The sequence below is a fragment of the Bacillus sp. NPDC094064 genome, assembly GCF_050279585.1.
Lineage (GTDB): Bacteria > Bacillota > Bacilli > Bacillales > Bacillaceae_G > Bacillus_A.
This window is the reverse complement of record NZ_JBNNUI010000012.1, coordinates 1-24,092: the sequence shown is the minus strand read 5'-3', so window position 1 is coordinate 24,092 and position 24,092 is coordinate 1. Positions and strand designations below refer to the sequence as shown.

Here is a 24,092-nt window from a genome sequence, read left to right as displayed (position 1 = left end):
GTAAAACTAACTCACCTTCCAGTTAGTTAAACAGATTAAAATAGTATAAGGAATATTATTTTATCCTCCTATTTTAGAACGTAATGAAATCCCTAAATCAATTATACCTAAGATTGTTACAAGAGGAAACAGCATCGGGATAAACATACAGGCAATAAAACTAATAATAGGAACCCCTTTAGTAAAACCTTTTCTATGTGCTAAAAAGGTGATAAATGTCAGACCTTGCAGTACGAGTAGTAGAGCAAATATGACATTTAGGTTAGAAAATACCATATGTAAATATGATGTTGGTTCTACTTTTATAAAAGTTGCTAACAAAATAAATATAACGTAATACCAGACAATACTCTTAGGCAATTGTATATCCTTAAATTTAGGCCAAGGTGTAACATCATACTTTAACTTTTTTAAAACACTACCCGATACCATAACTGTAATCCAAGAAAAACATACCGAAACCATTACAAGCAAACTTGGGAATAAAGTTTGTAATATATCATTAAATTGCCCAAATAACTCTTTTTGTTCCTTACTAATCGGCATACCTGCTGCACTTACTATTTTCTCGCTTTGTGCAATACTTTCACTAAACATTTTTTGCATTTGCTTTATTAGATCTATGTCAAAAAACTTTATACTTCCGACATAAATAAGCATCATACCGATTAAATATCCCATTGTCCCAGCTATCAATATTTCCACTGGTTTTTTCCCTTTTTTATACATGTACCCTAATACAACACCTATTAATCCGAACATGACCGTCTTTATGAGACTAAGTGGCTGACTCACGATAACTGTAATAAAAAGTGCTGCTACAAAAATTACAAGTACATTGGATAGTCTATGTCTTAGCGCTAATAATATAAATGGTAACGGCAACGCAAACGTTACAACAGTACCTAAAATAGGAACATACATAGATATAAGCAATAAAATTGCATATATCGCTAACAATGCTGCACCTTCAGTAATAAACTTTGTTTGTTTCATCGTTTAACCTCTCTTTCAAAAAGAAAAGCATAGCAAAATGCACAGTAGAGTCCGACTCTACTGTGCATTTCATACGCTATTATTCACCAACATATGGTAAAAGTGCCATTTGACGAGCACGTTTAATTGCAACTGTAAGTTTGCGTTGGTATTTTGCGCTTGTTCCTGTTACACGACGAGGTAAAATTTTACCACGCTCAGAAACGAAACGTTTTAATAAATCAACATCTTTATAATCGATGCGAGTGATGCCGTTAGCTGTGAAGAAACACACCTTACGACGTTTCGCACGTCCACCTTTGCGTCCTGCCATGTCTATTCCCTCCATTCTTTGTTAAAACTAACAAATTTACTGTATTAGAACGGTAAATCGTCGTCGGAAATGTCGATCGGTTGACCTACATTTGAAAATGGATCGTCATTCTTCGTAAAGCCAGAGTTACCTGAGTTACCCGGATTACTAGATTGACCAAATGGGTTAGAGCTTTGGTTACCGAAACCAGCTCCCGATGGTTGCTGATTGAATGAACCACGTTGCTCCCCACCGCCATTACGCGGCTCTAAAAATTGTACGCTCTCCGCAAGAACTTCTGTTACATATACACGTTTACCATCTTGTCCATCGTAATTACGAGTTTGAAGACGTCCATCTACGCCTGCTAAGCTACCTTTTTTCAAATAATTTGCTACGTTTTCTGCTTGTTTACGCCATATTACACAATTAATAAAGTCAGCTTCACGCTCACCTTGTTGATTCGCAAATGCGCGATTCACAGCTAACGTAAAAGTAGCTACTGCAACACCATTGGGCGTGTAACGTAAGTCAGGGTCCTTAGTTAAACGACCAACGAGGATAACACGATTCATCAATCGAACCACTCTCCCTATATATCAATTATTTTTCTTCTTCTTTAACAACGATATGACGAAGGATGTCTTCGTTGATCTTAGCTAAACGGTCGAATTCGTTAATCGCTTCTGCGTTAGAGTTCACGTTTAAGATCATGTAGAAACCTTCACGTAAGTCGTTGATTTCGTAAGCTAGACGACGCTTACCCCACTCTTTCGTGTTAATGATTTCTGCACCATTGTTTGTTAAAACACCTGCAAAACGTTCAACTAAAGCTTTTTGAGCTTCTTCTTCAACGCCAGGACGAATGATGTACATAATTTCGTACTTTCTCATTACACTTTCACCTCCTTTTGGTCTAAACGGCCCATAATGGGCAAGGAGCAATTAATTTATAGTAATTACTCACGAGTTTAGATTATATCATAGTAAGTTATATGAATCAACTCACCAATACATAAAAAACTTGGCAAACACATAATATATTTGCCAAGCTCATATCTTTATTTTTCCTAGGAAATATTAAATTAAACATTAAAACGGAAGTGCATAACATCTCCGTCTTTTACGATGTACTCTTTTCCTTCTAAACGTACTTTACCAGCTTCTTTTGCAGCTGTCATAGAACCATTTGTCATTAAGTCATCGTAAGACACTGTTTCCGCACGAATAAATCCACGCTCAAAGTCTGTATGAATAACACCAGCACATTGTGGTGCTTTCATACCTTGTTTAAACGTCCATGCACGTACTTCTTGCACACCAGCTGTGAAGTAAGTAGCAAGTCCTAATAAATCGTATGCTGCACGAATTAATTGATCTAAGCCAGATTCTTCAATACCTAGTTCTTCAAGGAATACTTTTTTCTCTTCCTCATCTAACTCAGCGATTTCTGATTCGATTTTTGCACATACAACGATTACTTGAGAATTTTCATTTGCAGCAAATTCTTTTACCATTTGTACATATTTATTTTCAGAAGGGTCAATAACATCGTCTTCACTTACGTTCGCTACATATAGCATTTCTTTCGTTGTAAGTAAATGAAGGCCTTTAACAATCTTCATTTGCTCTTCTGTAAATTCAACAGTACGAGCCGGTTTTCCCTCTTCAAACGCTTCTTTTAAACGTACTAAAATTTCATGCTCATATACTGCTTCTTTATCTTTTTGTCTTGCTAACTTTGCAACACGCTCGATACGTTTATCAACAGATTCTAAATCTGCTAAGATTAGCTCTAAGTTGATTGTTTCGATATCATCAATTGGATCTACTTTTCCTGAAACGTGCGTAATATTTTCATCTTCAAAACAACGAACAACTTGGCAAATTGCATCTACTTGGCGAATGTGAGATAAGAATTTATTTCCTAATCCTTCACCTTTACTTGCGCCTTTTACGATACCTGCAATGTCAGTAAATTCAAATACAGTCGGAACAGTTTTTTTCGGTTCTACTAATTCCGTTAATTTATTTAAACGCTCATCTGGTACCTCTACGATCCCTACGTTTGGATCAATTGTACAGAATGGATAGTTCGCAGATTCTGCTCCTGCTTGTGTAATTGCATTAAATAAAGTGGACTTCCCTACGTTAGGTAATCCAACAATCCCAGCCGTTAATCCCATATTTTTCACTCCTATGTCTCAATCTTTCATCATTATAGATAGTAACGAAAAAAATGACAAGTTTCCTCCAAACGAAAAAAAGTAACAGTTACCCGCTGCAACTGCTACTTTCGCTCTATTCTTCATGCTTCACAAGTATTTTTTTCACCTTACGATCAAACTCTCTTCGAGGAATCATTACTGAATGGTCACATCCCTCGCACTTAATGCGGATATCCATTCCCATACGAATAATCTTCCATCGATTCTCACCACATGGGTGGGCTTTCTTCATTTCCACAACATCGTACAAGTTATATTGCTTTTGCTCCATTCTCCAAACTCCTCTCCATACTAAATTGCTTTTCCACTAACCAACTCTTCACGATTATATAAAACCATACGTGGATATGGAATCTCAATTCCATGTAAATCGAGACGGTTTTTAATTTCTTTACGAAGGGCTCTTGCAATAACTGCATGTTGCATTGGCTCTACTTCAGCAATAACGCGTAATATAACTTCTGATGCAGCTAATGTTTGTACACCTAACAATTGAGGCGTTGTTACCATCTTCTCATACTTTGCAGGTAATTCTACTAATAAATCTTCAATAACTTGCTCAGCTTTTGCAATGTCAGCCTCATACGAAATAGATACATCAACAAATGCTACACTGTTACTTACTGAGAAGTTAGTAACTTGAATGATACTTCCGTTTGGTAAGGTATGAATTTCACCTGTCCAACTCTTTATTTTTGTTGTACGAAGTCCAATTTCTAAAACGACTCCTTCAAATTGACCAATTTTAACATAGTCTCCAACTGAAAACTGGTCTTCTAGTAAAATAAATAATCCTGTAATGACATCTTTCACTAAACTCTGTGCACCAAATCCGACTGCTAAACCAACTACCCCAGCACCTGCTAATAAGCCCGATGCATTAATTTCAAATACACCTAAAATTGCTATTAACATGATAAACATAACAACATATGCCACAATATTTTCAAGCAATTTCGCTACTGTAACTGTACGACGTTCTGAAATTTGAATCGGTGAACGACTTCCCATTCGAAACGCATTTCGTACAACCGCTCTTGCAACTCGCACAACGATGGCACCAAGTATTAAAATAACGACTATTTTTAGTGATTTCACACCTATATTTGTCCAATCAATGGACTCAAACCATTTCAATGCTAAATCCATGTACCTCTACCTCTCCAGCCAAAATTTCTTTTTAGTTATCTTTTTTATTGTATCAGAAGTCTCTCTGATTGCTAAAAAAAAATTTATAACTTTAATTCCATTTGTTAACTTCCATCCAGGTATAAAATGGAGCGAATATATATATACTAGTACTATTATTTCCGTTTTCATTCATAGTTTGTAAAAGCATGCACTTATAATTTTCCATTTCACTTAACGTATTGTGAAAATTTATTAAAAGGATGGGTGCTTCATGAATATTAGAAGTTTTCGCTTACCTTTTTTTGAAAAAGAAACCCTAAATGTTATGCATCAAGACTTAGAGGCCTCCGAGACAATCAGTAATTTCTTACTTTCCCACATTCCTATTAAAACTAATATACCACTCACTCTCGTTTGTATCGGAACAGATCGTTCCACTGGCGATGCACTAGGTCCTTTAGTTGGCTCAAAACTAGAGCAAGTAGAAATCAAAAACTTCCAAGTGTTCGGCACACTAGATGACCCAATACATGCGTTAAATTTAGAGGAGAAAATTCAGAATATACAGAAAAGTGATCCTGCTTCATTTATCATTGCTGTTGACGCATGCTTAGGAAAATCCCAAAGCATCGGTTCAATCACTACCGGAAAGGGCCCAAGTAAGCCTGGGGCTGCGATGAATAAAAATTTACCTGCAGTTGGCGATTTGCATATACATGGCATCGTAAATTTAAATGGTTTCATGGAATTTTTCGTGCTTCAAAATACAAGGTTAAGTTTAGTTATGAAAATGGCTGATGTCATCGCACAAAGCGTAAAGGAAACGGATCAAAAATTATCTGTGTTAAAAAAAGCAAACCATCTATAAATAATAAGATGGTTTGCTTTTTAATTTTCCTGCGATAACAATTCTAAGATACGATTTAAATCTTCTTTATTAAAAAATTCAATTTCAATCTTACCTTTTTCTTTTTTCGTTTCTTTAATTTTCACATCTGTACCAAATTTTTCTCTTAAGAACGTTTCGCGTTCTACAAAAAATATATTTCTCTCTTTTTTTACTTGTTTTGTTTCACGTGAAACGCTTTGATTAATCTCCTGAACAATTTTCTCTAATTGACGAACATTTAATCCTTCTTTTTCGATTCGTTTCAATAAAGATTTCAATTGCTCTTCATCTTTTATTGTAAGCAAAGTTCTTCCATGAGCCATTGAAAGTTGACCATTTGCAATCATATCTTGCACGAACGAAGGGAGGCTTAGTAACCGAGTATAATTTGCGATATAAGGCCGGCTTTTACCAAGACGTTTTGCTAATTGTTCTTGTGTTATATTCAACTCATTCATTAACATCTGATATGCCATTGCCTCTTCCATAGGATTTAAATCTTCCCGTTGCAAGTTTTCTAGCAATGCAAACTCCATCATTTGCTGCTCACTTAATTGCCTTACAACTGCAGGTACTTTTTCGAGCCCAGCCTCTTTGGCAGCACGATACCTTCTTTCACCTGCAACAATTTCATATCCTTTAATACTCTTTCTAGCAATTAACGGTTGTAATATGCCGTGTTCTTTAATAGAAGTCGCTAATTCCTGAATCGCTTCTTTATTAAAGTGTTTACGTGGTTGATATGGATTCGGCCTTAATTCGGTTACTATAATCTCCTGAATCTTTTCTTCTTCTTTCACATCTAAATCAGGAAAAAACACATTAATTCCTCTTCCTAATCCCTTAGCCACCTGCAATCACTTCCTCTGCTAAATCTATATACACTTCTGCTCCTCTTGATTTAGCGTCATACTGCATAATCGGTTTCCCATGACTTGGTGCCTCACTTAAGCGCACGTTACGAGGAATAATCGAGCGGTATACTTTATCTCTAAAGTATTTTTTCACTTCATCTATCACTTGAATCCCTAAATTTGTACGGGCATCCAACATTGTTAGCAATACACCTTGAATTGCTAGATTTTTATTTAAGTGCTTTTGCACAAGTCGAACTGTATTTAATAGCTGGCTTAACCCTTCTAGTGCGTAATATTCGCATTGAACAGGAATAATAACAGAATCTGCTGCTGTTAATGCATTAATCGTTAATAACCCTAAGGACGGTGGACAGTCGATAATAATATAATCATATTCATCACGAACTGGCTGTAATGCCCTTTGCAAACGTACTTCCCGGGAAATAGTCGGTACCAATTCAATTTCAGCACCTGCTAATTGAATTGTAGCGGGTAGAACATCTAAGTTTTCAGTTGCGGTTTTCCGTATAACCCCTTGAACATCTGCATCTTCCACAAGAACGTTGTAAATACATTGATCTAATTCGGATTTTTCAATTCCCACACCAGTCGTTGCATTTCCTTGAGCGTCAATATCTACAAGAAGGACCTTTTTACCTGCTTGTGCCAATCCAGCCCCTAAATTAACAGATGTTGTTGTTTTACCAACACCACCTTTTTGATTGGCAATAGCAATGATTTTTCCCATGATGTCACCTACTTTCAACCTTTCTATCTTATTCTAGTAATAATTACGTTTATTGTAACATGAAATAAAAGTTTTTCTTTTACGTCCTTATTAAACTTCAAAATTTATTTCTAAACTCCTTCTTCATTTAACAAGAAAATATAGCAAAAGAGACCTCCCCGATAGGATAAGGTCTCTAACACGCCACTATTATTTCTTTTTTGGAATTTTAATTGTAATTTGATAGTATTCATCAAATTCTTCTTCCTCAGAATTGACATTTAAACCACTGTCAGCAACCATTTGTAATGACTGTCTAATTGTATTCATGGCAATTCTCGTATCTCGACTTACTGCTTTTTGCTTTGCCTTACGCTTCGGTTTTGCTTCCTCTAATAATTTTGCAATTCGTTCTTCTGTTTGCTTTACATTCAGTTGTTTTTCCACAATTTCCTGTAAAACCTTCAGCTGTAATTCCTCATTTTTTAAAGGAATAAGGGCGCGGGCATGACGCTCTGTAATACTCTTTTCTAATAATGCACTTTTTATTTCTTCAGGCAACTTTAACAATCGCAACTTATTTGCGATTGTAGATTGTCCTTTTCCAAGTCGTTGTGCCAATGCTTCTTGTGTTAAATTATGTAACTCAATTAGCTTTTGATATGCCACAGCTTCCTCGATCGCTGTTAGTTCCTCACGTTGTAAGTTTTCAATTAAAGCTACAGAAGCCGTCTCTGTATCATTTAAGTTCTTAATAATTGCCGGAACTTTTTCCCATCCTAACTTTGTTGCCGCACGGAAGCGTCTTTCTCCAGCAATAATCTCGTACTTATCATCCTCATATTGTCTCACAACAATTGGTTGAATAAGTCCATGTGTGCGGATCGTTAACGCTAGCTCCTCAATACGCGCATCATCAAAAACTGTGCGTGGTTGATAACGATTAGGTGTAATATTCACTATCGGAATTTCTTGTATTTCTTCATATACCTTTTTATCTATTTCTTCATGGCTTTCGTCTTGTAATTCGAATTCGCTCTCTTTATCTCCAAAGCCAAATAAACGAGAAAACGTATTTTTCATACATATTCCACCACCTTTTGGGCCTATTGACTGTTCTCCATAAAATGTTTCCTATGAAACATTTACGTTTTCATTTATATAATTAATCTTACGTCTAATAAGATTTATTTTTCAATAGGTAATTTATTGGGTGTTCCCGGTTTGCGTGGATATTTCTTTGGTGTCTTGCGCTTTTTCTCGATTAATAAAATATTACGTTCACTTTCTTCAAACGGTAATTGGAATGTAGACATTTCTTTTAAATTCCCGCCTAGCACCTCTAAAGCATACTTGCCATTTTCGATTTCTTCATTCGCCGCTGCACCTTTCATTGCAATGAATGTTCCTCCAACTTTTACAAGCGGTAAACATAGCTCGCTTAATACAGAAAGACGTGCAACTGCCCGTGCCATTACAATATCGTATGATTCACGTACACCTTCTTTTTTCCCAAATGTTTCAGCACGATCATGACAAAATGCAACATCACTCAATTCTAACTTTTGTGCTAAGTGATTTAAGAAATTAATACGTTTTTGCAATGAATCTACAATTGTTACTTTTAGGTGCGGGAAACAGATTTTCAAAGGGATACTTGGGAATCCAGCTCCTGCACCAACATCGCAAATTGAGAATGGTTTTGAAAAATCATAATAAAAAGCAGCTGTAATAGAATCAAAAAAGTGTTTTAAATATACTTCTTCTTTCTCTGTAATAGCCGTTAAATTCATTTTTTCATTCCACTCTACTAATGTTTCAAAGTAGATTTTGAACTGCTCTAACTGTCTAGAAGAGAGGATGATACCCTTCTCTTCTAGCATAGATTGAAATTGTTCTATGTTCATCTAGCAATAGCTCCTTACTATTTATTGGTTCGATACGCGCGCAATTTTTCCTTGTTCAATATAAACAAGTAAGATGGAAATATCCGCTGGATTTACGCCAGAAATACGTGAAGCCTGCCCCATTGAAAGTGGACGAACATCTTTCAATTTCTGTCTAGCTTCTGAGGCAAGGCTAGAAATCGCATCATAATCAATATCCACAGGGATTTTTTTACCTTCCATTTTCTTCATACGCTCTACTTGCTGTAACGATTTTTCGATATATCCTTCGTACTTAATCTGAATTTCAACTTGTTCTGTAACTTCATCACTTAATTCTACTTCACTTGGTACTAAAAGGTGAATATGCTCATATGTCATCTCTGGACGACGTAATAAGTCACTTGCACGTATTCCATCTTTCAATTCACTTCCACCAATACCGCGAATTAATTCTTGAACTTCAGGACGTGGTTTAATAATAATGCTACTTAAACGTTCCTTTTCCTGTTCAATTTGTAATTTTTTATTTGTAAATCGCTCATAGCGCTCTTCTTTAATTAATCCAATTTCACGACCAACTTCAGTTAAACGAAGATCTGCATTGTCGTGGCGTAATAATAGACGATATTCTGCACGAGACGTTAGTAAACGATATGGTTCATTTGTACCTTTCGTTACAAGATCATCAATTAAGACACCAATATAAGCATCCTCGCGACCTAAAATAACTTCTTTTTTGCCTAAAGAACGACATGCTGCATTAATTCCAGCCATAAGTCCTTGTCCTGCCGCCTCTTCGTAACCAGAAGTTCCGTTAATTTGTCCTGCTGTATATAAATTTTTAATTTTTTTCGTTTCAAGTGTTGGCCATAGTTGTGTTGGCACGATTGCATCGTATTCAATTGCATAACCTGTACGCATCATTTCAACGTTTTCTAGACCAGGAATTGTTCTAAGCATATCACGCTGTACGTCTTCTGGTAAGCTTGTGGATAAACCTTGTACATACACTTCTTGTGTATTACGTCCTTCTGGCTCTAAGAAAATTTGGTGACGTGGCTTATCATTAAACCTTACTACTTTGTCTTCAATTGAAGGACAATATCTAGGCCCTGTTCCTTTAATCATACCAGAATACATAGCTGAACGATGCAGGTTTTCATCTATTAAACGATGTGTTTCCGTACTTGTATACGTCAACCAACATGGAATTTGATCCATAATAAATTTTGTCGTTTCAAAAGAAAACGCACGTGGTTTATCATCACCTGGCTGAATTTCTGTTTTACTGTAATCAATCGTATTACTATTTACACGAGGAGGTGTACCTGTTTTAAATCTAACAAGATCAAATCCAAGCTCCTCTAAATGTTCTGATAAAGTAATAGATGGTTGTTGATTATTCGGACCGCTCGAATATTTTAAATCTCCCATAATAATCTCACCGCGTAAAAACGTTCCAGTCGTAATTACAACTGTTTTTGCTGTATATTCAGCACCAGCTTGCGTAATTACCCCTTTACATTCGCCATCTTCAACGATTAAGCGTTCTACCATTCCTTGGAACAACGTTAAGTTGGGTGTTTCTTCAATTGTTTTCTTTAATTCATGTTGGTAAGAAAACTTATCTGCTTGTGCTCGAAGTGCACGTACAGCCGGTCCTTTACCTGTATTTAACATACGCATTTGAATATGCGTTTTATCAATGTTGCGTCCCATTTCTCCGCCTAATGCATCAATTTCACGAACAACAATCCCTTTTGCTGGTCCACCAACAGAAGGGTTACATGGCATAAACGCTACCATATCTAAGTTAATTGTTAACATTAATGTTTTGGAGCCCATTCGTGCTGCCGCAAGACCAGCTTCACATCCTGCATGACCTGCACCGATTACTATGACATCGTATGAACCGGCATTGTATCCCATTGCTTATTCCTCCTAATAATCACTATCTTTCTAAAACATTTTTATATTATTTTCCTAAACAAAATTGAGAGAACAACTGGTCAATTAAGCTTTCATGAACGGTATCACCAGTAATTTCACCAAGTATTTCCCACGTTCTTGTTAAATCAATTTGCACCATGTCAATTGGAACACCATTTCCTATCGCCTCAATTGCATCTCCAATTGTCTTTCCTGCTTGTGTTAGCAATCCAATATGCCTCGCGTTAGAAACATATGTCATATCCGCAGAATCAATTGTTCCTTCAAAGAATAACTCAGCTATTGCCTTTTCAAGCTCATCTATTCCTTGCTCCTCAATTAAAGACGTTGTAATAATACGATTTCCTACTGCCAATTCTGTAACACGTTCCATATCGATGGCTTGCGGTAAATCTGTCTTATTTACAATAACAATGAAATCTTTTCCTTGTACGGCACGGAATAGATCTTCATCCTCATTCGTTAAAACTTCACTATAATTAACGACAACTAACACTAAATCAGCTTGGCTCATCATTTCTTTTGAACGCTCTACACCAATTCGTTCAACAACATCTTCTGTTTCGCGAATTCCGGCTGTATCTATAAGTTTAAGTGGTACACCACGCACATTAACGTACTCTTCAATAACATCACGAGTTGTTCCTGCAATATCGGTTACAATTGCTTTTTTCTCCTGAACGAGACTATTTAATAACGATGACTTCCCAACGTTAGGCCTACCGATGATTGCAGTTGCAATACCTTCTCGCAAAATCTTTCCTTGCTTCGACGTTTCTAATATTTTTGCAATTTCAGTACGAACATGTGTCGCTTTCTCAATTAAAATATTATGTGTCATTTCTTCCACATCATCGTATTCTGGATAATCTATATTTACCTCAACATGAGCTAATGTTTCTAATATTTCTTGACGCAAATGGCCGATTAATTTAGATAATCGTCCTTCCATTTGATTAATTGCTACATTCATCGCACGATCTGTTTTTGCACGGATTAAATCCATAACAGCTTCTGCTTGTGATAAATCAATACGTCCATTTAAAAAAGCTCGTTTTGTAAATTCACCAGGCTCTGCTAATCGTACTCCTTGTGCTAAAATAAGTTGTAATACTTTATTTACCGAAACAAGTCCACCGTGACAGTTAATTTCTACTATATTTTCACGTGTAAAAGTCCTTGGTGCACGCATAATGGATACCATAACTTCTTCAATAACCTGATTTGTATCTAAATCCACAATATGACCATAATGAATTGTGTGAGAAGGAACTTCCGTTAAATCCTTCCCTTTAAAAATACGATTCACTTTCTCAACAGCATCATCCCCACTTACTCGAACAATGGCAATTGCACCCTCTCCAAGAGCTGTGGAAATCGCGGCAATTGTATCGAATTCCATGTCCTTTCACCTCACTTGCTTATTTATCTCTATCTCAACATGATTATTTTCTTCACTAAATTATTAGGATACCATAACGAACCTATCTACAAAAGAATAATAACTCATTTTATTATGTCCTCATGTAAAAAACACTAAACTTATTCACAGTGGATAAGTTTAGTGTTTTTTAGTTATCCACAGCCGTTTTTCCCTCAAAAAAACCGGCACTCATTTGAGTAACCGGTCATTTGGAAGATATTACAACATGCCGATGAGGTTCATTTCCTTCAGAAGTTGTATTGATACCTTGATGATTCGATAATGCTTGATGAATAATTTTTCGTTCAAAAGATGGCATTGGCTCTAAAACAACTCTTTTTTTCGTATTAGACACTTGTTTTGCTAATCGATAAGAAAGCGACTCTAACGTACTTTTTCTTTTGCTACGATAATTTTCAGCATCTAGTGTAATACCAATATACTGCTTCGTATGACGATTCGCGACAAGTTTTGTTAAATACTGTAAAGAGTTCAAAGTATTACCTCTTTTTCCAATCAAAACACCTACATTATCACCCAAAATTGTAAATTCAACTTCGCGTCCTTTTACAATTTTACTAATCTCAACCTCAACACCCATATTGCGAATAACATTTTTCAAATATTCTTCACATTCTTGAATTGGATCCTTCTTCAGTACAACTTCTACTACTGCAGGACGATTCCCAAATAAACCTAAGAACCCTCTTTTACCTTCATCGATAATTTTTATATCTACTCGGTCTTTTGAAACATTTAACTGCCTTAAAGCATCTTGTACTGCCAGCTCGACTGTTTGTCCTTTAGCAGTAATTATACTCACTTGCTTGATCCTTCTGCCTTACCAGCCTTAATTTCTGGCCCTTTGATCAAGTACATTTGAGCGATACCAAAGATATTACCAACAACCCAGTAAAGTGATAATGCAGCTGGGAAGTTAATTGCAAAGACTAAAATCATAATCGGCATAAGCCAAATCATCATTGCCATTTGCGGGTTTTGACCAGCTGTTCCTGCCATTGCAAGCTTTTGCTGAATAAATGTCGTAATTGCCGCAACAACCGGTAAGATATAATACGGATCTGCCTGCCCTAAATCGAACCATAAAAATGTATGTTTACTAATTTCTGATGTTCTCATAATCGCATGATAAAACGCGAATAAAATAGGCATCTGAATAAATATTGGTAAACAACCTGCTAATGGGTTTACACCATTTTTTTGATATAACTGCATCATTTCTTGTTGTAGTTTTTGCTGTGTTGCTTGATCTTTTGAGCTATATTTCTCTTTCAATTTCACCATTTCTGGTTGTAACGCTTGCATTGCCTTTGTGCTCTTCGTTTGTTTAATCATTAATGGTAATAATGCAAAACGAATGATAAGAGTTGTAACCACGATTGCTAAACCGTAATTATTACCAAATAATTTTGCAAAATACGTGATTAACTGAGAAAGCGGGTATACGAAATATTCATTCCAAATTCCAGTACTTTTCGGTGTAATCGGCTGATTCGTTTCACTACAGCCAGTAGCAATTGCCATTAATAAAACAACCATGGCTAGTAAACCTAGTTTCTTTTTCAAATCCTGCTCCTCCTTGTTTCGGTATGTATATAGTGTAATTCATTTCCTTACGCTACTTTTTTATTCTTTTCATACCAGAGCGTTTAAAGACATGAATTAAGCTTTTCTTTACTTCTTCATATGTCATCTCTGCACAAGGCTTCCTTGCTATTATAACAAAATCTTTTCCAGAATCTATCTCATCTTTTAATTCTATAATCGCTTGGCGAATCATACGCTTAACACGATTACGAACTACTGCATTTCCTATTTTTTTGCTAACAGAAAGGCCGATGCGAAAGTATGGCTGTTTTTCTTTATTTAATTGGTATACAACAAACTGACGATTAGCATTCGATTTTCCTTTTTGAAAAACCGCCTGAAATTCATCATTCTTTTTTATACGATTTTTTTTCTTCATATCAATTGACACTCCTGTATTTCATCAGCGGAAATTCATTATTATTAGAAAAAAAGACCACTGAACGATCAGTGGTCTACGCAGATAATACTTTTCTTCCTTTACGACGACGAGCTGCTAGCACTTTACGTCCGTTCGCTGTGCTCATACGGCTGCGGAAACCATGTACTTTGCTGCGCTTACGTTTATTTGGTTGGTAAGTTCTTTTCATTATATGACACCTCCCTGAGGAATATCTGTTAAAGACAGTCTAATAAATTATAGTAAATCAAATAGGAAAATGTCAATGCTTCTCGAAATTTTCATCAAATATTCATTTTGAACCTATTCACATACTTTTTCACAGACCCTATATTTTCTTGTGGATAAATGTTTTTTCTTGTTTTTTATATCCACAAACTCTTTTTGTACTTTTACACAGTATATCGTGTTGTGGACAAGTTTATTCCACAAGGTATTGATTTTGTGGATAACTTTCTTAATTTCATTGCTATAGCTACTTTTTTTTGATATTATAGTTGTGTTTTCACTTTGAATAAGTTTTCCACATCTTTATCTTATCCACAAATTGTGTATAACATGTGGACAGTTTTAATCACATGTGGGTAAATGATTATCCACATTTACTTTTTTGTCGAAAACCCTATCTCATATACAAACGACGTTTTTTGGTTTTAAAATACGTTTCGTATAAATATACATTTTATATTTATTAGGTTGTACATTTGTTGCGCAACCTTATTCTTTTACCATCTTAGTAAAGGAGGGACACCTTTGGAAAACATCTCTGATTTATGGAATAGTGCCTTAAAAGAACTAGAAAAAAAGGTCAGTAAACCTAGTTATGAAACATGGTTAAAATCAACAACCGCACATAACTTGAAGAAGGACGTATTAACAATTACGGCTCCAAATGAATTCGCTCGTGATTGGTTAGAATCTCATTATTCAGAGCTAATTTCGGAAACACTTTATGATTTAACAGGGGCAAAATTAGCTATTCGCTTTATCATTCCCCAAAGTCAAGCTGAAGAGGAAATTGATTTTCCTCCTTCAAAACCAAATGCAGCACAAGATGACTCGAATCATTTACCACAGAGTATGCTAAACCCAAAATATACGTTTGATACGTTTGTTATTGGCTCTGGTAACCGTTTTGCTCACGCTGCTTCATTAGCCGTGGCTGAAGCGCCCGCTAAAGCATACAATCCCCTCTTTATTTATGGGGGAGTTGGGCTTGGAAAGACCCATTTAATGCATGCGATTGGCCATTATGTAATTGAACACAATCCAAATGCGAAGGTTGTATATTTATCATCAGAAAAATTTACAAATGAATTCATTAACTCTATTCGTGATAATAAAGCGGTCGATTTTCGTAATAAATACCGCAATGTAGATGTTTTATTAATAGATGATATTCAATTTCTAGCTGGAAAAGAACAAACTCAAGAAGAGTTTTTCCATACATTTAATGCATTACACGAAGAAAGTAAACAAATTGTAATTTCAAGTGATCGGCCACCAAAAGAAATTCCAACTTTAGAAGATCGTCTTCGTTCTCGCTTTGAATGGGGACTTATTACAGATATTACGCCACCAGATTTAGAAACACGAATTGCAATTTTACGTAAAAAGGCAAAAGCTGAAGGGCTCGATATACCAAATGAGGTTATGCTTTATATCGCAAATCAAATTGATTCAAATATTCGTGAACTAGAAGGGGCACTAATACGAGTTGTAGCTTATTCATCTTTAATTAACAAAGATATTAATGCTGATTTAGCAGCTGAAGCACTTAAAGATATTATTCCAAATTCTAAACCAAAAATTATCTCTATTTATGATATTCAAAAAGCTGTTGGGGACGTTTATCAAGTGAAGTTGGAAGATTTTAAGGCGAAAAAGCGAACAAAATCTGTTGCCTTTCCTCGCCAAATTGCAATGTATTTATCACGCGAACTTACAGACTCCTCTTTACCTAAAATAGGTGAAGAATTTGGCGGACGTGATCATACAACAGTTATCCATGCTCATGAAAAAATTTCTAAGCTATTAAAAACGGATACGCAATTACAAAAGCAAGTCGAAGAAATTAACGATATTTTAAAGTAGTAGCTGAATAGTGTGAATAACTTCCCTTGTTTTACGCACAGTCTATCCACATGTAGATAGGCTGTTTTTACATCCTCTAATGGGGTTATCCACATATCCACAGCCCCTACTACTATTACTACTATATTTTATCTTTATTAATTAAATAAAATCTTATACTTACCGGAGGTTTTTCGTTATGCGTTTTACAATACAAAAAGACTATCTTGTAAGAAGTGTACAAGATGTAATGAAGGCAGTTTCTTCTCGTACGACAATTCCGATCCTTACAGGAATTAAAGTTGTCGCTACTGAAGAAGGAGTTACGTTAACAGGAAGCGATGCTGATATTTCTATCGAATCTTTTATCCCAGTTGAAGAAGATGGAAAAGAAATTGTAGAAGTAGCACAATCAGGAAGTATTGTTTTACAAGCAAAGTATTTCAGTGAGATTGTAAAAAAATTACCGAAGGAAACTGTTGAAATTTCTGTGGAAAATCATTTTATGACAAAAATAACATCTGGAAAATCAGAGTTTAATTTAAATGGTTTAGATTCCGCTGAATATCCATTATTGCCGCAAATTGAAGAACATCATGTTTTTAAGATTCCAACAGATTTACTTAAACATATGATCAGGCAAACTGTATTTGCAGTTTCAACTTCTGAAACAAGACCAATCTTGACAGGTGTAAACTGGAAAGTATATAACAGCGAATTAACTTGCATTGCAACAGATAGTCACAGACTAGCACTTCGAAAAGCAAAAATTGAAGGACATAATATTGCAGATGAGTTTCAAGCGAATGTTGTTATTCCAGGTAAAAGCTTAAATGAATTAAGCAAAATTCTAGATGAGTCTGAAGAAATGGTAGATATCGTTATTACGGAGTATCAAGTATTATTCCGTACGAAACATTTATTATTCTTCTCAAGATTGTTAGAAGGAAATTATCCTGATACAACTCGTTTAATTCCAGCAGAGAGTAAAACTGATATTTTTGTAAATACAAAAGAATTCTTACAAGCAATTGATCGTGCCTCTCTGTTAGCAAGAGACGGTCGTAATAATGTTGTAAAATTATCAACTTTAGAACAAGAAATGCTAGAAATTTCTTCGAATTCACCAGAAATCGGAAAAGTAGTAGAAGAAGTTCAATGTGAAAAAGTAGATGGGGAAGAGTTAAAAATATCTTTTAGTGCAAAATATATGATGGATGCACTAAAAGCCTTAGATAGTACAGAAATTAAAATTAGCTTTACTGGGGCAATGAGACCATTCTTAATTCGCACAGTAAACGATGAGTCCATTATTCAATTGATTTTACCAGTTCGTACTTACTAAGTAAGAACTGAGGGTTGCTAGTTTAAAGATGCTAGTAGCCCTTTATTTGATTTTTGGGTATTACTTTCCTAATGTTAGTTTATTTAGTACAATGAAAGAATGAACACTTTCAGAAAGTGAGCGATTTTATGAAACGTATTAAAATTTCAACAGAGTATATTACACTAGGACAATTTTTAAAGTTAGCTGATGTAATTGATACAGGTGGCGCTGTAAAATGGTTTTTACAAGAATATGAAGTGTACGTGAATCAAGAACTTGAAAATAGAAGAGGTCGCAAATTATATGCGAACGATATTATTGAAATTCCAGGAAGCGGAAGTTTCCAAGTTCAGTCATAAAGGGGGAGCCCTTTGTTTATTTCAGAAATACATTTAAAAAACTATCGCAATTATGAAAAGTTAGAGCTTTCCTTTGAAGATAAAGTAAACGTGATTATCGGCGAAAATGCGCAAGGGAAAACGAATTTGATGGAAGCTATTTATGTTTTAGCGATGGCGAAATCTCATAGAACCTCTAATGATCGTGAGCTTATCCGTTGGGATGAAGAATTCGGTCAAATTAAAGGGAAGTTACAAAAGAGAAATAGTTCTTTGTCTTTGGAATTAAATATTTCGAAAAAAGGTAAAAAGGCAAAATTAAATCAACTTGAACAACAGAAATTAAGTCAATATATTGGCGTGATGAATGTTGTCATGTTTGCCCCAGAAGATTTAAATCTTGTAAAAGGAAGCCCTCAAGTAAGAAGACGCTTTTTAGATATGGAATTAGGTCAAATAGCTCCGGTCTATTTGTATGAATTGAGTCAATATCAAAAGGTGCTCACGCAACGAAATCACTTGCTAAAGAAGATGCAAGGGAATAGTAAGAATGAGGAAACGATGTTGGATGTATTTACACTTCAACTTATTGAGCATGGTACAAAAATATTGCAAAAACGGTTTGAATTTTTGCACTTACTACAAGAATGGGCAGCTCCGATTCATCGCGGTATAAGCCGTGGTTTAGAAGAATTAGAAATTGTTTATAAACCAAGTGTAGATGTATCAGAATCAATGGATTTGTCGAAAATAAAAGAAGTATACTATGAAAGTTTTCAATCCGTGAAACAACGTGAAATTTTCCGTGGTACGACTTTAATTGGTCCTCATCGTGATGATTTACAATTCTTCGTTAATAGTAAAAATGTTCAAGTCTTTGGTTCACAAGGACAACAACGAACGACCGCACTGTCCCTAAAATTAGCTGAAATTGAATTGATTTACTCAGAAGTTAAGGAATATCCGATTCTTTTATTGGATGATGTATTATCAGAGTTAGATGATTATCGTCAATCACATCTGTTAAATACAATTCAAGGAAAAGTGCAAACATTTGTGACAACGACGAGTGTCGACGGAATTGAACACGAAACGTTAAAAGAAGCGAAAACAATTCATGTAACGAACGGCACGGTAGATTGTGAAATAGATAGGGCATAATTCCCTGTTTAAATGGAAAAGTAGGTGATCTTTGTGTCAATGGACCAAAAACAAATGCAAGAGAATGCATATGATGAAAGCCAGATACAGGTGCTTGAGGGACTAGAGGCAGTTCGGAAACGTCCGGGTATGTATATTGGATCTACAAGTGGAAAAGGACTTCACCACCTTGTATGGGAAATTGTCGATAATAGTATCGATGAAGCATTAGCAGGATATTGCGATGAAATTAATGTTAGCATCGAAGAAGATAATAGTATTCTTGTAACTGATAATGGACGTGGTATTCCAGTTGGTATACAAGAAAAAATGGGACGCCCTGCAGTAGAGGTTATTATGACTGTTCTTCATGCCGGTGGTAAATTTGGCGGCGGCGGTTATAAAGTTTCTGGCGGTTTGCATGGTGTTGGTGCATCTGTTGTAAATGCCTTATCAACAGAACTAGAAGTATTTGTACATCGTGATGGTAAAATTCATTACCAAAAGTACGAAAGAGGTATTCCAGCTGCGGATTTAAAAGTAATTGGTGATACAGATAAAACGGGAACAATAACTCGCTTTAAGCCGGACCCAGAGATTTTTAAAGAGACGACAGAATATGAATTTGATACGTTAGCGACTCGTATGCGTGAATTAGCATTTTTAAATCGTAATATTAAATTAACAATTGAAGATAAGCGTGAACATAAGCAAAAGAAAGAATTCCATTATGAAGGTGGAATTAAATCATATGTTGAGCATTTAAATCGCTCAAAACAACCAATTCATGAAGAGCCTGTGTATGTAGAAGGGTCAAAAGATGGTATTCAAGTTGAGGTTTCCTTGCAGTATAACGAAGGATATACAAATAATATTTACTCATTTACGAATAACATCCATACGTATGAAGGTGGAACACATGAAGTAGGGTTTAAGACAGCTTTAACTCGTGTAATTAACGATTATGGTCGTAAAAATAGTATTTTAAAAGATGCGGACAGCAATTTAACGGGTGAGGATGTTCGTGAAGGTTTAACTGCGATTGTATCAATTAAACATCCGAATCCACAGTTTGAAGGACAAACGAAGACGAAACTTGGGAATAGTGAAGCGAGAACGATTACAGAGTCTGTATTCTCAGAGGCATTTGAAAAGTTCTTACTAGAAAACCCAAATGTTGCGCGAAAAATTGTGGAAAAAGGTACAATGGCTGCACGCGCACGTGTAGCTGCGAAAAAAGCACGTGAATTGACACGCCGAAAGAGTGCACTAGAAGTTTCAAGCTTACCTGGTAAATTAGCAGATTGCTCTTCGAAAGATCCAGCGATTAGTGAAATTTACATCGTAGAGGGTGACTCTGCCGGTGGATCAGCGAAACAAGGGCGTGATCGTCACTTCCAAGCGATCTTACCACTTAAAGGTAAAATTATTAACGTTGAAAAGGCACGATTAGATAAAATCTTATCTAATGATGAAGTGCGTACAATCATTACTGCTATTGGTACGAACATTGGTGGAGATTTCGATATTGAAAAGGCACGTTATCATAAGGTTATCATTATGACCGACGCCGACGTAGATGGTGCACATATTCGTACCCTATTATTAACGTTCTTCTATCGTTATATGCGTCAAATAATTGAGTGTGGTTATATCTATATTGCGCAGCCGCCATTGTTTAAAGTACAACAAGGTAAAAAAATTCAATATGCTTACAATGATAAAGAACTTGAAAAAATACTAGCTGAATTGCCGGCACAACCTAAGCCTGGGATTCAGCGTTATAAAGGTCTAGGGGAAATGAATCCAACTCAGCTATGGGAGACAACAATGGATCCAGAGGTACGTTCGTTACTTCAAGTTTCTCTTCAAGATGCGATTGAAGCGGATGAAACATTTGAAATTTTAATGGGAGATAAAGTAGAGCCGCGTCGTAACTTTATCCAAGAAAATGCAAAATACGTGAAAAACCTTGATATTTAAGTGAGTAATGACAGGAATTTAAGTATTCCTGTCTTCTACATATAAATCAATGTATGTGTAACGGAAATGTAAGAGGAGGTGCTCGTTGATGTCAGACAATCAACAACAAGCACGAATTCGAGAAATTAATATTAGTCATGAAATGCGTACCTCATTTTTAGATTACGCAATGAGTGTTATCGTATCTCGTGCATTGCCGGATGTTCGTGATGGGTTAAAGCCAGTGCATCGTAGGGTTTTATATGCGATGAATGATTTAGGAATTACAGCTGATAAAGCATATAAGAAGTCAGCGCGTATTGTCGGCGAAGTAATTGGTAAGTATCACCCGCACGGTGATTTAGCGGTTTATGAAACGATGGTACGTATGGCGCAAGATTTTAGTCAACGGTATATGCTTGTTGATGGGCATGGTAACTTTGGTTCTGTTGATGGAGATTCGGCGGCAGCAATGCGTTATACAGAAGCAAGAATGTCTAAGATTTCTATGGAATTGATACGCGATATTTCAAAAAATACGATTGATTATCAAGATAACTATGATGGCTCTGAAAGGGAACCAGTTGTATTACCAGCACGTTTTCCTAACTTATTGGTAAATGGTACGACAGGTATTGCGGTTGGTATGGCAACAAACATTCCACCGCATCAACTTGGAGAAGTAATTGACGGTGTGTTGGCATTAAGTCATAACCCTGATATCACTATCGCGGAATTAATGGAATATATTCCTGGTCCAGACTTCCCAACATCAGGTTTAATCTTAGGGCGAAGTGGAATTCGAAGAGCTTACGAAACAGGTCGCGGTTCTATTATACTTCGTGCTAAAGTTGAAATTGAAGAGAGAGCAAATGGTAAACAATCTATTATCGTAACAGAACTACCTTATCAAGTGAATAAGGCGCGATTAATTGAAAAGATTGCAGAATTAGTTCGTGATAAGAAAATTGAAGGCATCACAGATTTACGTGATGAATCGGATCGAAATGGTATGCGTATTGTTATGGAAGTACGTCGTGATGCCAATGCCAATGTACTATTAAATAATCTATATAAACATACAGCACTTCAAACGAGTTTCGGTATTAATATGTTGTCTCTTGTAAATGGAGAGCCACAAGTCCTAAATTTAAAACAAAATCTATATTATTATTTAGAACATCAAAAGGTAGTGATTCGTAGACGTACTGCTTATGAATTAGAGAAAGCAGAAGCGCGTGCTCATATTTTAGAAGGGTTACGAATTGCTTTAGATCATCTGGATGAAGTTATTACGTTAATTCGTAGTTCGAAAACGGCGGATATTGCAAAGCAAGGCCTAATGGAACGTTTCGGTTTAAGCGAGAAACAAGCGCAAGCGATTTTAGATATGCGTCTGCAACGTTTAACGGGATTAGAGCGTGAAAAAATCGAGCAGGAATATCAAGACTTAATGAAGTTAATTGCTGAATTAAAAGCAATCTTAGCAGATGAAGAAAAAGTTCTTGAAATTATTCGTGAAGAGTTAACAGAAGTAAAAGATCGCTTCAATGATAAGAGACGAACAGAAATTACAATCGGTGGTATGGAATTTATTGAAGATGAAGATTTAATTCCTGAGCAAAATATTGCGATTACGTTAACTCATAACGGTTATATTAAGAGGTTACCAGCTTCTACGTACAAAACACAGAACCGTGGGGGACGTGGTGTACAAGGAATGGGTACGAATGATGATGACTTTGTTGAACACTTATTAACAACGTCTACTCATGATCATATTTTATTCTTTACAAACAAGGGTAAAGTATACCGTACAAAGGGATATGAAATTCCAGAATATAGTCGTACGGCAAAAGGACTACCGATTATTAACCTATTAGGGGTAGATAAGGGTGAGTGGATTAACGCCATTATTCCAATTCGTGAATTTGGTGACGATCAGTTCTTATTCTTTACGACGAAACAAGGTATATCTAAGAGAACGCCGCTGTCATCGTTTGCAAATATACGTACAAACGGTTTAATTGCAATTTCGCTTCGTGAAGAAGATGAGGTGATTTCTGTACGTTTAACATCTGGTGATAAAGATATTATCGTAGGGACAAGCAACGGTATGCTAATTCGCTTCAATGAACAAGATGTACGTTCTATGGGTCGTAATGCAGCTGGTGTAAAAGCTATTACACTAGGCGAAGAGGACCAAGTAGTAGGTATGGAAATTGTTGAAGAAGATACGAATGTCTTAATCGTAACGAAAAACGGGTATGGTAAGCGTACACCGGTTGAAGAGTACCGACTACAAAGTCGCGGTGGTAAAGGTCTGAAAACTTGTAACATTACAGATAAGAACGGTAAATTAGTAGCTGTTAAATCTGTAACAGGTGAAGAAGATATCATGTTAATTACAGCAGCGGGTGTTATTATTCGTATGCCAGTTGATCAAATCTCTCAAATGGGACGTAATACACAAGGTGTTCGTCTAATTCGATTAGAGGATGAGCAAGAGGTAGCGACGGTAGCGAAAGCACAAAAAGATGAGGAAGAAGAAACGAGCGAAGAAGTTTCTTCTGAAGAATAAGAGAGGGGGATTTCCCCCCTCTTTATTTTTTTATAATAATACTTGCATAGAGAAGAGAAAGCTTATATAATAGGCAGAGTCAGCAAATGAGAGATACAAGTTATCGAAAAAAACTTGTTGACGAAAATAATATACTATGATATATTATAAAAGTCGCTGAAACGCGATGTTGAACTTTGAAAACTAAACGAAACAAACAACGTGAAACGTCAATTTTTATTTTAGATGCTAGACAAACTAACTTTATTGGAGAGTTTGATCCTGGCTCAGGATGAACGCTG

General features: G+C 35.9%; 24 protein-coding genes. 7 read left to right on the top strand and 17 right to left on the bottom strand.

Annotated elements, in window-relative coordinates; genetic code table 11:
* Positions 1–60: 60 nt before the first annotated feature.
* The 7 genes from ACQKNI_RS22630 to ACQKNI_RS22600 all read right to left on the bottom strand — a co-directional run bounded on the left by ACQKNI_RS22630 (position 61) and on the right by ACQKNI_RS22600 (position 4,665).
* Positions 61–996 (bottom strand): YybS family protein, encoded by a 936-nt coding sequence (locus ACQKNI_RS22630; protein ID WP_088233064.1) that lies wholly within the window; start codon positions 994–996, stop codon positions 61–63.
* A 79-nt stretch (positions 997–1,075) separates the two neighbouring features.
* The gene (gene rpsR, locus ACQKNI_RS22625; protein ID WP_000918873.1) at positions 1,076–1,309 is read right to left on the bottom strand and encodes a 30S ribosomal protein S18; all 234 of its coding nucleotides are present in this window, start codon (positions 1,307–1,309) and stop codon (positions 1,076–1,078) included.
* Positions 1,310–1,353: 44 nt separating this feature from the next.
* Positions 1,354–1,866: a single-stranded DNA-binding protein gene (gene ssb / locus ACQKNI_RS22620; protein WP_088233063.1), complete on the bottom strand. Its 513-nt coding sequence runs from the start codon at positions 1,864–1,866 to the stop codon at positions 1,354–1,356.
* A gap of 25 nt (positions 1,867–1,891) precedes the next feature.
* Positions 1,892–2,182: a 30S ribosomal protein S6 gene (rpsF, locus tag ACQKNI_RS22615; protein WP_001233781.1), complete on the bottom strand. Its 291-nt coding sequence runs from the start codon at positions 2,180–2,182 to the stop codon at positions 1,892–1,894.
* 191 nt (positions 2,183–2,373) lie between these two features.
* On the bottom strand, positions 2,374–3,474 hold the full coding sequence (gene ychF, locus ACQKNI_RS22610) for a redox-regulated ATPase YchF (protein WP_000524667.1): 1,101 nt from the start codon (positions 3,472–3,474) through the stop codon (positions 2,374–2,376).
* Positions 3,475–3,589: 115 nt separating this feature from the next.
* A complete protein-coding gene (locus ACQKNI_RS22605; protein ID WP_000436051.1) occupies positions 3,590–3,787 on the bottom strand; it encodes a DUF951 domain-containing protein in 198 nt (65 codons plus the stop codon).
* A 20-nt stretch (positions 3,788–3,807) separates the two neighbouring features.
* A complete protein-coding gene (locus ACQKNI_RS22600; protein WP_088233062.1) occupies positions 3,808–4,665 on the bottom strand; it encodes a mechanosensitive ion channel family protein in 858 nt (285 codons plus the stop codon).
* Positions 4,666–4,918: 253 nt separating this feature from the next.
* Here ACQKNI_RS22600 and yyaC point away from each other — a divergent pair, with 253 nt between their 5' ends.
* Positions 4,919–5,515, top strand: a complete 597-nt coding sequence (yyaC, locus tag ACQKNI_RS22595) for a spore protease YyaC (protein WP_088233061.1) — start codon at positions 4,919–4,921, stop codon at positions 5,513–5,515.
* Between the two features lie 20 nt (positions 5,516–5,535).
* Here yyaC and spo0J read toward each other — a convergent pair whose 3' ends face one another.
* The 10 genes from spo0J to rpmH all read right to left on the bottom strand — a co-directional run bounded on the left by spo0J (position 5,536) and on the right by rpmH (position 14,580).
* Positions 5,536–6,387: a stage 0 sporulation protein Spo0J gene (spo0J, locus tag ACQKNI_RS22590; RefSeq protein ID WP_088233060.1), complete on the bottom strand. Its 852-nt coding sequence runs from the start codon at positions 6,385–6,387 to the stop codon at positions 5,536–5,538.
* Positions 6,380–7,141 carry a sporulation initiation inhibitor protein Soj gene (gene soj, locus ACQKNI_RS22585; RefSeq protein ID WP_000516111.1) on the bottom strand — a complete coding sequence of 254 codons (762 nt, stop codon included), beginning with the start codon at positions 7,139–7,141 and terminating at the stop codon, positions 6,380–6,382. The genes spo0J and soj overlap by 8 nt, the downstream gene beginning before the upstream one ends.
* Positions 7,142–7,330: 189 nt before the next feature.
* Positions 7,331–8,203, bottom strand: coding sequence for a nucleoid occlusion protein (noc, locus tag ACQKNI_RS22580; RefSeq protein ID WP_000799026.1), 873 nt, complete (start codon positions 8,201–8,203; stop codon positions 7,331–7,333).
* A gap of 104 nt (positions 8,204–8,307) precedes the next feature.
* Positions 8,308–9,027 (bottom strand): 16S rRNA (guanine(527)-N(7))-methyltransferase RsmG, encoded by a 720-nt coding sequence (gene rsmG / locus ACQKNI_RS22575; protein WP_088233059.1) that lies wholly within the window; start codon positions 9,025–9,027, stop codon positions 8,308–8,310.
* Positions 9,028–9,048: 21 nt separating this feature from the next.
* A complete protein-coding gene (gene mnmG / locus ACQKNI_RS22570) occupies positions 9,049–10,938 on the bottom strand; it encodes a tRNA uridine-5-carboxymethylaminomethyl(34) synthesis enzyme MnmG (protein WP_088233058.1) in 1,890 nt (629 codons plus the stop codon).
* A 46-nt stretch (positions 10,939–10,984) separates the two neighbouring features.
* Positions 10,985–12,361 (bottom strand): tRNA uridine-5-carboxymethylaminomethyl(34) synthesis GTPase MnmE, encoded by a 1,377-nt coding sequence (gene mnmE, locus ACQKNI_RS22565; RefSeq protein ID WP_088233057.1) that lies wholly within the window; start codon positions 12,359–12,361, stop codon positions 10,985–10,987.
* Positions 12,362–12,587: 226 nt separating this feature from the next.
* Positions 12,588–13,205, bottom strand: a complete 618-nt coding sequence (jag, locus tag ACQKNI_RS22560) for an RNA-binding cell elongation regulator Jag/EloR (protein ID WP_088233056.1) — start codon at positions 13,203–13,205, stop codon at positions 12,588–12,590.
* Positions 13,202–13,969 carry a YidC family membrane integrase SpoIIIJ gene (spoIIIJ, locus tag ACQKNI_RS22555; RefSeq protein WP_088233055.1) on the bottom strand — a complete coding sequence of 256 codons (768 nt, stop codon included), beginning with the start codon at positions 13,967–13,969 and terminating at the stop codon, positions 13,202–13,204. Before spoIIIJ ends, jag begins: the two co-directional genes overlap by 4 nt.
* A gap of 52 nt (positions 13,970–14,021) precedes the next feature.
* Positions 14,022–14,369 carry a ribonuclease P protein component gene (gene rnpA, locus ACQKNI_RS22550; protein ID WP_088233054.1) on the bottom strand — a complete coding sequence of 116 codons (348 nt, stop codon included), beginning with the start codon at positions 14,367–14,369 and terminating at the stop codon, positions 14,022–14,024.
* A 76-nt stretch (positions 14,370–14,445) separates the two neighbouring features.
* The gene (gene rpmH / locus ACQKNI_RS22545; protein ID WP_000831901.1) at positions 14,446–14,580 is read right to left on the bottom strand and encodes a 50S ribosomal protein L34; all 135 of its coding nucleotides are present in this window, start codon (positions 14,578–14,580) and stop codon (positions 14,446–14,448) included.
* A gap of 563 nt (positions 14,581–15,143) precedes the next feature.
* On the opposite strand from rpmH, the gene dnaA reads away from it, so the two are divergent.
* The 6 genes from dnaA (at position 15,144) to gyrA (ending at position 23,811) form a co-directional block, all read left to right on the top strand.
* On the top strand, positions 15,144–16,484 hold the full coding sequence (gene dnaA, locus ACQKNI_RS22540) for a chromosomal replication initiator protein DnaA (RefSeq protein WP_000428019.1): 1,341 nt from the start codon (positions 15,144–15,146) through the stop codon (positions 16,482–16,484).
* A 178-nt stretch (positions 16,485–16,662) separates the two neighbouring features.
* Complete coding sequence (dnaN, locus tag ACQKNI_RS22535) at positions 16,663–17,808, top strand: DNA polymerase III subunit beta (protein WP_088233053.1); 1,146 nt, start codon at positions 16,663–16,665, stop codon at positions 17,806–17,808.
* A gap of 128 nt (positions 17,809–17,936) precedes the next feature.
* Complete coding sequence (gene yaaA / locus ACQKNI_RS22530) at positions 17,937–18,149, top strand: S4 domain-containing protein YaaA (protein ID WP_000821367.1); 213 nt, start codon at positions 17,937–17,939, stop codon at positions 18,147–18,149.
* A gap of 12 nt (positions 18,150–18,161) precedes the next feature.
* A complete protein-coding gene (recF, locus tag ACQKNI_RS22525; protein WP_088233052.1) occupies positions 18,162–19,289 on the top strand; it encodes a DNA replication/repair protein RecF in 1,128 nt (375 codons plus the stop codon).
* A 39-nt stretch (positions 19,290–19,328) separates the two neighbouring features.
* Entirely contained in the window at positions 19,329–21,251 is a 1,923-nt protein-coding gene (gene gyrB, locus ACQKNI_RS22520) for a DNA topoisomerase (ATP-hydrolyzing) subunit B (RefSeq protein WP_088233051.1), read from the top strand.
* Between the two features lie 88 nt (positions 21,252–21,339).
* A complete protein-coding gene (gene gyrA, locus ACQKNI_RS22515) occupies positions 21,340–23,811 on the top strand; it encodes a DNA gyrase subunit A (RefSeq protein WP_427282695.1) in 2,472 nt (823 codons plus the stop codon).
* Positions 23,812–24,092: the final 281 nt, after the last annotated feature.